11 protein-coding genes are annotated in these 12,785 nt (G+C 71.8%); 5 read left to right on the top strand and 6 right to left on the bottom strand.

Annotated elements, in window-relative coordinates; genetic code table 11:
* Positions 1–142: 142 nt before the first annotated feature.
* Positions 143–1,033, top strand: a complete 891-nt coding sequence (locus ACIRF8_RS00875; RefSeq protein ID WP_404209515.1) for a LysR substrate-binding domain-containing protein — start codon at positions 143–145, stop codon at positions 1,031–1,033.
* Here ACIRF8_RS00875 and ACIRF8_RS00870 read toward each other — a convergent pair.
* Positions 1,030–3,873, bottom strand: a complete 2,844-nt coding sequence (locus ACIRF8_RS00870; RefSeq protein ID WP_404209513.1) for an FAD-binding and (Fe-S)-binding domain-containing protein — start codon at positions 3,871–3,873, stop codon at positions 1,030–1,032. The two genes, ACIRF8_RS00875 and ACIRF8_RS00870, sit on opposite strands and share 4 nt — an antisense overlap.
* Before the next feature lie 177 nt (positions 3,874–4,050).
* On the opposite strand from ACIRF8_RS00870, the gene serC reads away from it, so the two are divergent.
* Positions 4,051–5,169, top strand: coding sequence for a phosphoserine transaminase (gene serC, locus ACIRF8_RS00865; RefSeq protein ID WP_404209511.1), 1,119 nt, complete (start codon positions 4,051–4,053; stop codon positions 5,167–5,169).
* A gap of 73 nt (positions 5,170–5,242) precedes the next feature.
* On the opposite strand, the gene ACIRF8_RS00860 is transcribed toward serC, so the two are convergent.
* Positions 5,243–6,250: a WD40 repeat domain-containing protein gene (locus ACIRF8_RS00860; RefSeq protein ID WP_404209509.1), complete on the bottom strand. Its 1,008-nt coding sequence runs from the start codon at positions 6,248–6,250 to the stop codon at positions 5,243–5,245.
* A 68-nt stretch (positions 6,251–6,318) separates the two neighbouring features.
* Here ACIRF8_RS00860 and ACIRF8_RS00855 point away from each other — a divergent pair, with 68 nt between their 5' ends.
* Positions 6,319–7,002: an SGNH/GDSL hydrolase family protein gene (locus ACIRF8_RS00855; RefSeq protein WP_404209507.1), complete on the top strand. Its 684-nt coding sequence runs from the start codon at positions 6,319–6,321 to the stop codon at positions 7,000–7,002.
* Positions 7,003–7,139: 137 nt separating this feature from the next.
* Positions 7,140–8,132 (top strand): aldo/keto reductase, encoded by a 993-nt coding sequence (locus tag ACIRF8_RS00850; protein ID WP_404209505.1) that lies wholly within the window; start codon positions 7,140–7,142, stop codon positions 8,130–8,132.
* A 130-nt stretch (positions 8,133–8,262) separates the two neighbouring features.
* Here the strand turns inward: ACIRF8_RS00850 and thpR are convergent, their stop codons facing one another.
* From thpR to ACIRF8_RS00835, 3 genes are all read right to left on the bottom strand, one after another.
* Entirely contained in the window at positions 8,263–8,820 is a 558-nt protein-coding gene (thpR, locus tag ACIRF8_RS00845) for an RNA 2',3'-cyclic phosphodiesterase (RefSeq protein ID WP_404209503.1), read from the bottom strand.
* Positions 8,821–8,889: 69 nt separating this feature from the next.
* Positions 8,890–10,239 carry an MFS transporter gene (locus tag ACIRF8_RS00840; RefSeq protein ID WP_404209501.1) on the bottom strand — a complete coding sequence of 450 codons (1,350 nt, stop codon included), beginning with the start codon at positions 10,237–10,239 and terminating at the stop codon, positions 8,890–8,892.
* A gap of 46 nt (positions 10,240–10,285) precedes the next feature.
* On the bottom strand, positions 10,286–10,723 hold the full coding sequence (locus tag ACIRF8_RS00835; protein WP_404209499.1) for a MarR family winged helix-turn-helix transcriptional regulator: 438 nt from the start codon (positions 10,721–10,723) through the stop codon (positions 10,286–10,288).
* A gap of 153 nt (positions 10,724–10,876) precedes the next feature.
* Between ACIRF8_RS00835 and ACIRF8_RS00830 the strand changes: the two genes are divergently transcribed.
* Positions 10,877–11,059 (top strand): ribbon-helix-helix protein, CopG family, encoded by a 183-nt coding sequence (locus tag ACIRF8_RS00830; RefSeq protein WP_404209497.1) that lies wholly within the window; start codon positions 10,877–10,879, stop codon positions 11,057–11,059.
* 19 nt (positions 11,060–11,078) lie between these two features.
* On the opposite strand, the gene ACIRF8_RS00825 is transcribed toward ACIRF8_RS00830, so the two are convergent.
* Positions 11,079–12,527 (bottom strand): NCS2 family permease, encoded by a 1,449-nt coding sequence (locus ACIRF8_RS00825; RefSeq protein ID WP_404209495.1) that lies wholly within the window; start codon positions 12,525–12,527, stop codon positions 11,079–11,081.
* Between the last annotated feature and the right edge of the window lie 258 nt (positions 12,528–12,785).

Below are 12,785 nucleotides of genomic sequence, written 5' to 3'. Positions count from 1 at the left end.
TCTCCTCGATCCGACAGCAGTGCATTATTTTGGACGCATATATTCACCATACTGCACCTGCATCACCTCAGGCACCCTCACGCTAGAACCGCCGGGCGCGGCCCGTGAAATGCCTTGTGCGCTCCCGTTATGCTCCGCGGACATGAGCCGCGCACGGGACCACGCCATCGAACTGCGCCACCTGCGCTGCTTCCTCGCGATCGCCGAGGAGGGCGGTGTCACCCGCGCCGCCGCCCGCCTGGGCCTCACCCAGCCCGCCGTCTCCCGCACGCTCGCCGCCCTGGAGACCGCGCTCAGCGTGCGCCTCGTCGACCGCTCCACCCACCACCTCGCCCTCACCCCCGAGGGCCACGCGTTCCAGGAGAAGGCGGCCGTCGCCGTCGCCGCGTTCGAGGACGCCGTCGCCGCCGCCCGCACCACGCACCGGCCGCTGCGCCTGGGCCACGCCTGGTCGGCGGCGGGCGACTTCACGACCCCTCTCCTACGTCGCTGGCGGCGGACCCACCCGGACGTGCCGCTGGTACTGCTGCGGATCGACGACCGCACGGCCGGTCTGACCCGCGGCACCGTCGACGTCGCCCTGCTGCGCGGCCCGGTCGAGGCGCCCGGCCTCGTCACCGAGCTCCTGCACCGCGAGTCGCGGGTGGCGGCACTCCCCGCCGACAGCCCGCTGGCCCACCGCCCCGCGCTCACCCTCGACGACCTCCGCGACGAGGTCATCGCCCTGAACACGGTCTCCGGCACGACCACCCTCGACCTGTGGCCCCCGGCCGCCCGGCCCACCGCGGTCCTGACCGTCGCCAACACGGACGACTGGCTCGCCACGATCGCCGCGGGCCAGGCGGTCGGCGTCACCTCGACCGCCACGGCGGGGATGCACCCGTACCCCGGGGTCACTTTCGTACCGCTCACCGACGCGCCCGACCTGCCCGTCCACCTCGCCCGGCGCGAGGGCCCGGGGCACCCGTCGGGCCCCGATCTCATCGCGCTCGCGCACGAGGTCGCCGCCCAGGGACGGCAGACCCCCGGCTAGCCGAGTCCCTCGGCCAGTACCTCCGCGAGGTGCATCGCCCGCACCCCCGCAAGTTGTTCGACCTGTGTCCGGCACGAGAAGCCGTCGGCCAGCACCAGCGTGTCGTCCCCCGCCGCCCGTACCGCGGGCAGCAGCGACTCCTCCGCGCAGGCCACCGACACCTCGTAATGCCCCTTCTCGAAACCGAAGTTGCCCGCGAGACCGCAGCACCCTCCGCTCAACTCGCCGCTCAGGCCCGCCCGTTCGCGCAGCCTGCGCTCGGCCGCGTCCCCGAGCACCGCGTGCTGGTGGCAGTGCGTCTGGCCTACGACGGGCCGGTCGACGCGGGGCGGCTCCCAGTGCGGCGCGAACCGTTCCAGCGCCTCGGCGAACGTGACGACCTGGTCCGCGAGCAGCCGCGCCCGCGGATCGCCGGGCAGCAGCTCCGGCAGGTCCGAGCGGAGCGCCGCCGCGCACGACGGCTCCAGGACGACGAGGGGCGTCTCCCCGTCGAGCACCGGTTCCAGCAAATCGAGGGTGCGGCGCTGCACGGCGCGGGCCCGGTCGAGCTGCCCGGTCGAGACATACGTCAGGCCGCAGCAGACCCGCCCGCGCACCACCGGCTTTCGGCCGTACGTCCGGGTCGGCGGCGGCGCCACGGCAAGACCGGCCGCCTCCAGGACCCGTACCGCCGCCCACGCCACCCGCGGCGCCAGATGCTCGGTGAACGTGTCCGGCCACAGCACCACCGTGCGACCGCCCGAGCCCCGCGCCGCCGCGACCGACCGCCCGAGCCTGCGGTACCAGGCACGGGTGAACGTCTGCTCGGCCACCCGCGGGAGGTCCCGCTCCCGCGCGATCCCCCCGGCGCGCTTCACCAGAGCCGCCACCACCCGCACCCCGCCGAGGCGGTTGACGATCCGCGCCGTCCGCGTCCGCTCGACCAGCCGCAGCCAGCGCGGCAGCCACCCCATCGCGTAGTGCGCCGTCGGCCGGCGCCGCCCCTCGTAGTGGTGGTGCAGGAACTCCGCCTTGTACGTGGCCATGTCGACGCCGACCGGACAGTCGCTGCGGCACCCCTTGCAGGACAGGCACAGGTCGAGCGCGTCGCGCACCTCCGTCGACCGCCATCCGTCGGTGACGACCTCACCGGCCAGCATCTCGTGCAGCAGCCGCGCCCGCCCGCGCGTGGAGTGCGCCTCCTCCCCGGTGGCCCGGAACGACGGGCACATCACACCGCCGCCCGAACCCGGTGATTCCGTACGGCACTTGGCGACGCCCACGCAGCGGCGCACGGCGGCCGAGAAGTCCCCGCCGTCGTGCGGATAGCCGAAGGCGACGTCCACCGGTTCGCGCGGCAGCACGGCGAACCGCAGGTTCTCGTCGAGCCGCGCGGGCCGCACCAGCATCCCGGGATTCAGCACACCGGCCGGGTCCCACACGCCCTTGACCCGCTCGAACAGGCCGACGAGGTCCGCCCCGTACATCGTCGGCAGCAGCTCGGCCCGCGCCTGCCCGTCCCCGTGCTCCCCCGAAAGCGACCCGCCGTGCGCCACGACCAGCGCCGCCAGCTCCTCGGAGAACCGCCGGAAACGCCCGACCCCCGCGTCCGTCAGCAGATCGAAGTCGATCCGGACGTGGATGCAGCCGTCCCCGAAGTGCCCGTACGGGGCCCCGCGCAGCCCGTGCTCGCGCAGCAGCCCCCTGAACTCCCGCAGATACGCCCCGAGCCGGGCGGGCGGCACGGCGCAGTCCTCCCAGCCGGGCCACGCCTCGCTGCCGTCCGGCATCCGCGTCGCCGTGCCGCTGGCGTCCTCCCGGATCCGCCACAGCGCCCGCTGCCCCGCCGGATCGTCGACGACCAGCGCGTCGTGCACGTCCGCCGCCCGTACGATCCGCTCGGCGGCGGCCCGCGCCTCCCCCGGCGTCGCGCCCCCGGCCTCCACGAACAGCCACGCCCCGCCCCCCGGCAGCCCGGAGCGCTCCGGCACGAGGTCGGCGGCCATGCCCTCGACGGTCAGCGGCCCGTACGGCAGCAGGCCCGCGGCGGCCTCCGCCGCCGCGCTCTCGTCCGCGTACCCGAGCACGGCGAGCGCCTTCGCGCGCGGCGCCTCGACGAGCGCGACCGTCGCCTCGGTGACGAGCCCGAGGGTGCCTTCGGTGCCGCAGAAGAAACGGGCCAGGTCGGTGCCGTTCTCGGGCAGCAGCGCGTCGGCGGCGTACCCGGAGATCCTGCGGGGCAGCCCGGCGAACGGCGCGAACCCGGTCCTGATCGTCGCCAGTTCCCTCTCCACCAGGGCGCGCAGCCCTTCCGGCGCGCCCTCCCAGCCCTTTCCGAGCCGGCAGACGGCGCCGCCCGCGCCCGCGACGTCCAGCGCGGTGACGCTGTCGGCCGTCGTCCCCCAGGCCACGGAGTGCGAGCCGCACGAGTTGTTGCCGATCATGCCGCCGAGCGTGCAGCGGCTGTGCGTCGAGGGGTCGGGCCCGAACCTGAGCCCGTGCGGGGCGGCTGCCGCCTGGAGCCGGTCCAGGATGAGCCCCGGCTGCACACGGGCGGTCCGCGCCGCCGGGTCCAGGTCGAGCACGCGGTTCATGTACCGGGTGAAATCGATGACGACGCCGGTGCCGGTGGCCTGCCCGGCGATGGACGTGCCGCCGCCGCGCCCCACTACCGGGACGTTCCGCTCCGCGCAGAGGGCGAGGGTGGCCCGCACGTCCTCCGCGTCCTTCGGGGCGACGACGCCCAGCGGGACCCTTCGGTAGTTGGAGGCGTCCATGGTGTGCAGGGCGCGGGCCGTGACGCTGAGGTCGACGTCGCCGCGCAGGGTGTTCCGGAGGGCTTTACCGATGTCGTCAGCCATGCGTCCAGCGTGCCCGCCGGGTCCCGGTTGTGTCAGCGGGCCCGGTGGGGGCTGGTCGCGCAGTTCCCCGCGCTCCTCCGGAGCCGCGACGAAACCGCACCCCCTCGGCCGAGACCCCGTATCTCACCGGCCGGACAAAGCCCGGGCCCGCCAAATCCACCCGCTACCCTCCAAGGCGTGGCTGAGATCCAGATTCCCGCTGACATCAAGCCCGCCGACGGACGTTTCGGCGCTGGCCCCTCCAAGGTGCGTACGGAGGCGTTGGACGCCCTGGCCGCCACCGGTACCTCCCTGCTCGGCACCTCCCATCGCCAGGCCCCGGTCAAGAACCTGGTCGGTCGCGTCCGTGAGGGCGTGAAGGACCTGTTCCAGCTCCCCGAGGGCTACGAGGTCATCCTCGGCAACGGCGGCTCGACCGCCTTCTGGGACGTGGCGACGCACGGCCTGATCGAGAACAAGTCGCAGCACCTGAACTTCGGCGAGTTCTCCTCCAAGTTCGCGAAGGCGTCGAAGCTGGCCCCGTGGCTGGCCGAGCCCACCGTGATCAGCTCGGAGCCGGGCACGCACCCGGAGCCGAAGGCCGAGGCCGGTGTCGACGTCTACGGCCTGACGCACAACGAGACCTCCACCGGTGTCGCCGCCCCGATCAAGCGGGTCGCGGGCGCCGACGAGGGCGCGCTCGTCCTGGTCGACGCCACGTCCGGCGCGGGCGGCCTGCCCGTCGACATCGCCGAGACGGACGTCTACTACTTCGCCCCGCAGAAGTCCTTCGCCTCCGACGGCGGCCTGTGGATCGGCGTCTTCTCCCCGGCCGCGATCGAGCGCGCCGAGCGGATCCACGCGTCCGGCCGCCACGTCCCGGAGTTCTTCTCCCTGCCGACGGCGATCGACAACTCGCGCAAGAACCAGACGTACAACACCCCGGCGCTCGCGACCCTCTTCCTGCTCGCCGAGCAGTTGGACTGGATCAACGGGCAGGGCGGTCTCGCCTGGTCGACGGCGCGGACGAAGGACAGCTCGTCCCGGCTGTACTCGTGGGCCGAGGAGTCGAAGCACGCGACGCCGTTCGTGACGGACCCGGCCAAGCGGTCGCAGGTCATCGGCACGATCGACTTCTCCGACGACATCGACGCCGCCGCCGTGGCGAAGGTGCTCCGCGCCAACGGGATCGTCGACACCGAGCCGTACCGCAAGCTGGGCCGCAACCAGCTCCGGGTCGCCATGTTCCCCGCGATCGACCCGGCCGACGTACAGGCGCTGACCGCCTGCGTCGACCACGTCATCGGTCAGCTCTGATCCCGACCCGGATCCCGACTCCGTTCCCGTCGCCGGAGGGGCCCGACGCGGCCCCTCCGGCGCGGTGAGCGGATCACTTCGCCCTGGGGCGCCGCAGCAGCCGCCCGACACCGAGGACGGCGATCAGCACGACGGCCGCGCCGACGGCCCCGGCCTTGCCGGTGAACCCGCCGCCGTCACCGTCACCGCCGTCGTCCGCACCGTTGCCGCCGCCCCCGGAGCCGCCGCCGCCCGCGCCCTCGACCTCCACGGCCTGGACCGAACTCCCCCGGCCCTCGCTGCCGTAGAGCAGCGTCCGCCCGTCGAGGGTGTACGTCACCGACTCGCCCTGCTGCTGCATCGGCACGCTCAACTGGCCCTGCCTCTTGGGCTTCCCGCCGTTCCAGGAGTACGCGACGCCGCCGAAGTAGCCGCGCAGCGCGAGCTGCTTCCCGTCGGGCGAGAAGGCGCCGTCCGTCACCCACAGATCGATGTCGGCGACGCGTCGGAAGACGTTCGTGGCGCCGGGGTTCAGCGGGTCGGGGCCCTCGTAGAGGCCGCCGCCGTCCTCGTCCTTCTCCACGAGGTAGACCCGGCCGGTCTTCGGGTGGACCATCATCGCCTCGGCGTTGCGCGGCCCGTCCGCGTACGTCACGACGTACTGCGTGGCCCGTACGGTCTGGTCGCGCAGCTCCTTCGGCTCGGGCAGCTTGTAGATCCACACGTGGTCCCACTTGCCGCCCAGGTTGTCGCCGATGTCGCCCACGTAGAGGTCGCCGTCGGGGCCGACCGAGATCGCCTCCACGTCGCGCGGAGAACCGATGCCGGTGAGGGTGAGCGTGGCGACGGTCTTCCCGGTGCGGCCGTCGACGGCGTACAGGTAGGCGCCGTCGTCGCTGTCGTTGTGGGTCCAGTAGACGCCGGGGTGGGCTCGGGAGGCCGCCAGGCCGCTGGACTCGGTGATCCGCGGGTCCTTGATCGTGAACCCGTCGGAACCGGCCGGCGGGTCGGCCGCGAGCGCGGGACCGACCGCGCACACCGACAGCAGCACGGCGGCGGTCGCGACCCCACCCACACGCGACGACGCCTTGTACGAACGCATGCCCCCAGCTTGCCAGGCGTGTTGGGTCTCACACGCACGCGGTCCGGGTGATCGAGGATGATGAGCGGATGCTCAGGTTCACTTTCGTCGGCGACTCCATGACGATAGGCAGCGCGGGCGAGCACACCTGGCGCCACCGGATGTGGCAGCACCTGCGCGCCACCGGCACCGACTGCGCCTTCGTGGGCCCCCGCACCGCCCTGCACGGCGGTGGCCACGCTTACGCCGACCCGGACTTCCCGCAGGCCCACCTCGCGGGCTGGGGCGAGGGCTGGCTGCACATGGCACCGGCGATCGCCGACGCCGTCACCGAGTTTCGCTCCGACGTCCTGCTGATCTCGCTGGGCCTGATCGACCTCGGCTTCTACACGAACGCCGAGCAGACCGCGGCCAACGTCCGCCGCTTCGTCACCGAGGCCCGCACCGCCAACCCGGCCCTGCGCATGGTCGTCCTCCCCGTCATCCCGAACATCCGGGCCGAGACCGACGCCCCCTTCGCCGCGCAGGTCGCCCACTTCAACACCCTGCTGGCCAAGACGGTCGCGGACCTCGACGAACCCCGCTCACCGCTGCTGCTCGCCTCGGTCCCGGAGTCGTACGACATCCACACGGACACCTACGACGGCACGCACCCGAACGCGTCCGGCGAACACAAACTGGCCTCGGCGTTCGCGGACGCCCTGCATCAGGCGTGGGGCATCGGCGGCCCTTACCGCGCCCCGCTCACGGCGGTTCGATCTCCGGTGGGTTGACGTGACGGGCGGGTGACCGGCCACTCCGCGTATCGCAGTACCGCGCGGTCCCCTCCTTGTGCGCTTCACACCCAGCCCGCCTTGTATTGTCCTGATCCGCTTGCCTAGAGCGCACTCCACGTCCTTGGCTGGAACCCATGAAGTACACGCAGCTCGGACGCACAGGACTTAAGGTCAGCCGCCTCGTCCTCGGCACCATGAACTTCGGCCCGCAGACCGACGAGGCCACCAGCCACTCCCTCATGGACGCGGCGCTGGCCAGTGGCATCAACTACTTCGACACCGCGAACGTGTACGGCTGGGGCGAGAACAAGGGCCGTACCGAGGAGATCATCGGGAGCTGGTTCGCCCAGGGCGGCGGGCGGCGCGACAAGACCGTTCTCGCCACCAAGGTCTACGGCAACATGTCGGCCGACGGCGGCGCCGTCTGGCCGAACCACGACCGGCTCTCCGCCGTGAACATCCGGCGCGCCGTCGACGCCAGCCTGAAGCGGCTCCGGACCGACTACATCGACATCTACCAGTTCCACCACATCGACCGGCACACCCCGTTCGAGGAGATCTGGCAGGCCATCGACGTCCTGATCCAGCAGGGCAAGATCCTCTACGCGGGCTCGTCCAACTTCCCCGGCTACAAGATCGCCCAGGCCAACGAGGTCGCCGCCCGCCACGGCCGCGTCGGCCTCGTCAGCGAGCAGTGCCTCTACAACCTGGCCGAGCGGCGCGCCGAGATGGAGGTCATCCCGGCCGCCCAGGAGTACGGCCTCGGCGTCATCCCGTGGTCGCCGCTCCACGGCGGCCTGCTCGGTGGCGTCCTGAAGAAGGAGAGCGAGGGCAAGCGCCGCAAGGACGGCCGCAGCGCGAGCGCCCTGGAGAACACCAAGGTGCGCGAGCAGGTCCAGCGCTACGAGGACCTGCTCGGCAAGCACGGCATCGAGCCCGGCGACGCGGCCCTGGCCTGGCTGCTGACCCGGCCCGGCGTCACCGGCCCGATCGTCGGCCCGCGCACCCGGGAACAGCTCGACTCGGCGCTGCGCGCGGTCGACCTCGAACTCGGCGAGGAGGTTCTGACGGCGCTGGACGAGATCTTCCCCGGCCCGGGGCCGTCCCCCGAGGCGTTCGCCTGGTAGGGCGCGGCGGGTGCGGGGCGGCGGCCGGGCGCTGTCAGCCGACGGCCGCCGCCACCGCCACCACGACCAACATCAGCACAAGCACCCCGGCCATGATCCGGTTACGCGTCTTCGGGTCCACGCTCCGAGCCTAACGCGCGCCCGTCAGCTCCCAGGCGGCGACCTTCTCGTAGCGCGGGCGCTCCCCCGGTACCCCGGACCTCGGCAGATCGCTGCGCATGAGCGCCAGCTCGGCCACGGTCCAGGGTGCGCCGGTGAAGGTGTCGAGGGCGGTGACGTACGGCGTGAGGTCGGTGGTCGCGCGGGCGCGGGCCAGCGTCAGATGCGGCCGGTGTTCGCGGTGCTCTGTCGGCAGTCCGGCCTCGCGGCCCGCCGCCCCGGCCCGCTCGGCGAGCCGCCGCAGCGCCTCCGTGCCCCCGCGCACCCCCGCCCACAGGGTCCGCCCGCCGAACTGACCGCCGCCTCCCAACGCCAGCTCGAACGGTTCCGTACCCACCGCCGCCCGCCCGAGCCGCTCCCCGAGCTCCGCCGCGGCCGTCTCCGGTACGTCACCGTAGAAGGCGAGCGTGAGGTGCCATCCGTCCCGGCCGGTCCAGCGCAGCCCGTCGCCGTCGGGCAGCCGGTCGACGGCGAGGCCGAGTTCCACGAGGACGGCGCGGGGCGGCAGGACGGCGGCGAAGAGTCTCACGGGTCCAGGGTCGCTCAGCGGCGCGTAGGGCCGGACGGAGAACCGCCCGGCCCGGCCCGACGCCACCGGTCAGGCGACCGCTGCGAGACGCCGCGGGTCGCGCGGCACGAACTGGACGTGGCGTTCGCCGCGCCGCAGGTCGACCTTGAGGCGCAGGTTCGCCGCGCGGGCCAGCATGAGGCCGACACCGGCCGCCGCCGCGGCGCAGATCACACCGCCCAGCATGAGGCTGACGCGGACCCCGTACTGGTCGGCGAGCCAGCCGAAGAGCGGGCCGCCCAGCGGCGTACCGCCGGTGAAGACCATCATGAACAGGGACATGACGCGTCCGCGCATCTCCGGGTCCGTGCCCATCTGGACCGTGGAGTTGGCCGTGACGTTGACCGTCAGGCCGAGGATGCCGAGCAGCACGATCAGCGGGGCGAACGCCCAGACGCCGGGCGCCCACGCGGCCAGGACCTCCAGGACGCCGAACCCGACCGCGGCACCGACCAGGACCCGCAGGCGGGTCGAGCGGCGGCGGGCGGCGAGCAGGGCGCCGGCCAGTGAGCCGAGCGCCATGAGCGTGTTGAACAGGCCGTACTGTCCGACACCGCCGTGGAAGACGTCGTCGGCGTAGGCGCTGAGCCAGATCGGGAAGTTGAAGCCGAAGGTGCCGACGAAGCCGACGAGCACGATCGGCCAGATCAGCTCGGGGTGCGCGGACACGTAGCGCAGGCCCTCGCGGAGCTGTCCCTTGCCGCGCGGGGCGCGCTTGCTCTCGTGCAGCTCGCGGGTGCGCATCAGCGCCAGGCCGGTGAGCGGGGCGAGGAAGGACAGGCCGTTGGCGAGGAACGCCCAGCCGGGGCCGACGGCCGCGGTCAGCGCGGAGGCGACGGCGGGGCCGATGAGCCGGGCGGACTGGAAGTTCGCGGAGTTCAGGGAGACCGCGTTGCGGACCTGGTCGGGGCCGACCATCTCGGAGACGAAGGACTGCCGCGTCGGGTTGTCGACGACGGTGACCAGGCCGGTGAAGAAGGCGGCTACGTAGACGTGCCAGACCTGTACGTTGCCGGACAGGGTCAGCGCGGCGAGGAACAGGCCGGACAGGCTCATCGCGCCCTGCGTGCAGAACAGCAGGCCGCGCTTGGCGAAGCGGTCGGCGATGACGCCGCCGTACAGCCCGAAGAGCAGCATCGGCAGGAACTGCATCGCCGTGGTGACACCGACGGCGGCGGAGGAGCCCGTGAGGGACAGGACCAGCCAGTCCTGGGTGATGCGGGCCATCCAGGTGCCGGTGTTGGAGATGACGGCCCCGGTCGCGAAGAGGCGGTAGTTGCGTACCTTCAGGCTCGCGAACATCGAGGGCTTGCGTGGGCGGGCGGCTTGGTCGTGGGCGGTTGGTGCGGGGGCGGAGTCTGCTCCGGATCCCGTACTCAAAGTGGCGTCGCCTCCTCGGCGGTCGTGTGCTGGTTGTCAGGGCTGCTCAGAGATGGGCCAGCTTCTCCAGGACGGGTGCGGCGGCGCGCAGCTTGGCCCACTCGTCCTCGTCGAGGCCGACGGCGAGGTCGGCCAGCCACGCGTTCCGCTTGCGGCGGGACTCGGCGAGCATCGCCTCGGCCCGCTCGGTCGACGTGACGACCTTCTGCCTGCGGTCCTCGGGGTGCGGCTCCAGGCCGACCAGTCCCTTGGCCTCCAGGAGAGCGACGATGCGGGTCATGGAGGGCGGCTGCACGTGCTCCTTGCGGGCCAGCTCGCCCGGGGTCGCCGAGCCGCAGCCGGCCAGGGTGCCGAGCACCGACATCTCGGTGGGGCTCAGCGATTCGTCGACCCGCTGGTGCTTGAGTCGACGGGACAGGCGCATCACGGCGGAGCGCAGGGAGTTCACGGCGGCTACGTCATCGCCATGGGAGAGGTCCGGCATGTTCGTTAGCATAACTCATTACTGTGCCTAACGACTACCGGTAGGGCGCACGGTGCCCGTGATACGCGCCACCGAACCCCTTCGTCACTCGTACGAGTGAGCTGGCTCCAGAAAGTGACGCACCGGGCGCGGCCGGGCCGCGACCCTGTCCGCATGGGATCGACAGTGCTCAGCCTGCGGATAGACGGTGAGCTGCTCGACCGGCTCAAGGGGCATGCCGCGAAAAGGGGAATGAGCGTCCAGGACTATGTGGCCCGGACGCTCATTCGAGACGACTTCGACGAACGGTTCAAGACGTCCGTCGAGGAGACGGAGCGGTTCTACGGGGCGGTGTGACGCGCCCCGGGGAGCCGGATCACGTCAGACCGAGCGCCGGCATCAGGTAGTAGAAGGCGAAGACGGCCGAGACCGCGTACATCGCGACCGGCACCTCCTTGGCGCGGCCCGCCGCGACGCGCAGCACGGTGAAGGTGATGAAGCCCATGCCGATGCCGTTCGTGATCGAGTACGTGAACGGCATCATCAGCATCGTCACGAACGCCGGGATCGCGATGGTGTAGTCGCTCCAGTCGATGGCACGGATGCCGCCGGACAGGATCAGGAAGCCGACCGCGAGCAGGGCCGGGGTGGCCGCCTGCGACGGGACCATCGTGGCGATCGGCGTGAGGAACAGCGCGACGGCGAAGAGGCCACCGGTGATCACGTTGGCGAAGCCGGTGCGGGCGCCCTCGCCGACCCCCGCCGTGGACTCCACGAAGCAGGTGGTGGCGGAGGACGAGGAGGCGCCGCCCGCGGCGACGGCGATACCGTCGATGAACAGGACCTTGTTCATGCCGGGCATCTGGCCGCGCTCGTCGGTCAGGTGCGCCTCGTCGCTGATGCCCATGATCGTGCCCATCGCGTCGAAGAAGCACGACAGCAGCACGGTGAAGACGAAGAGGATGCCGGTCAGCACGCCGACCTTGTCGAAGCCGCCGAACAGGCTGACGTCGCCGACGAGCCCGAAGTCCGGGGTGGAGACCGGGTTGCCGGGCCACTTCGGGGAGGTCAGACCCCAGGAGGGCACCTTGGCGACGGCCTCCACGATCACCGCGACGACCGTCATCACGACGATGGAGATGAGGATGGCGCCCGGCACCTTGCGCACGAGCAGCGCCAGCGTGAGCAGCACACCGAGGACGAAGATCAGTACCGGCCAGCCGTTGAGGTGGCCGTCGGCGCCGAGTTGGAGCGGCACGGTGGTCTGCGCGGCGTCCGGCATCCGGGAGACGAAGCCCGAGTCGACGAGGCCGATCAGCATGATGAACAGGCCGATACCGATGGCGATGCCCTTGCGCAGGCCGAGCGGTACGGCGTTCATGACGCGCTCCCGCAGACCGGTGGCGACGAGCAGCATCACGACGAAGCCCGCGAGGACGACCATGCCCATCGCGTCCGGCCAGGACATGCGCGGCGCGAGCTGGAGGGCGACGACGGTGTTCACGCCGAGCCCGGCGGCGAGCGCGATCGGCACGTTGCCGATGACGCCCATGAGCAGCGTGGTGAACGCGGCGGTCAGCGCGGTCGCGGTGACGAGCTGCCCGTTGTCGAGCTGGTGCCCGTACATGTCCTTCGCGCTGCCGAGAATGATCGGGTTCAGCACGATGATGTAGGCCATCGCGAAGAACGTGGCGAAGCCGCCGCGGACCTCACGGCCGACCGTCGAGCCGCGCTCGGAGATCTTGAAGTACCGGTCGAAGCCGTTCTTCGGGGGAGACGGCGGCTGTTCGTGGGCATCGACCGGAGCGGTGGCCGAAGTGGACATGGGTGACCTCAGCGGTATTCGGAGCGGGGCTTCTGTGGGCGGGGAACGTGATCGAGTCTGGGCCTCGCTTGATCACCGAACGGTTTCCCCGGTGTTTCCGTTGGTGTTTCGTACGAACAGAAGTGGCCAGCCTCAGGCCGTTTCAGTATGAACATATGAGCCCCAAATCGCTATCTCCGCGCGTAGACCCTTGCGGCACCTGGGCGAAGCGGTGCCCCGAAGATGTCTGAAGCAGTGCCTGTCAGGCACAGAACCGGT

This window comes from Streptomyces sp. NPDC102406 (genome assembly GCF_044765725.1).
Classification (GTDB): Bacteria; Actinomycetota; Actinomycetes; order Streptomycetales; family Streptomycetaceae; genus Streptomyces.
The sequence above is the reverse complement of the archived record's forward strand: the minus strand, read 5'-3'. Positions and strand labels throughout refer to the sequence as shown.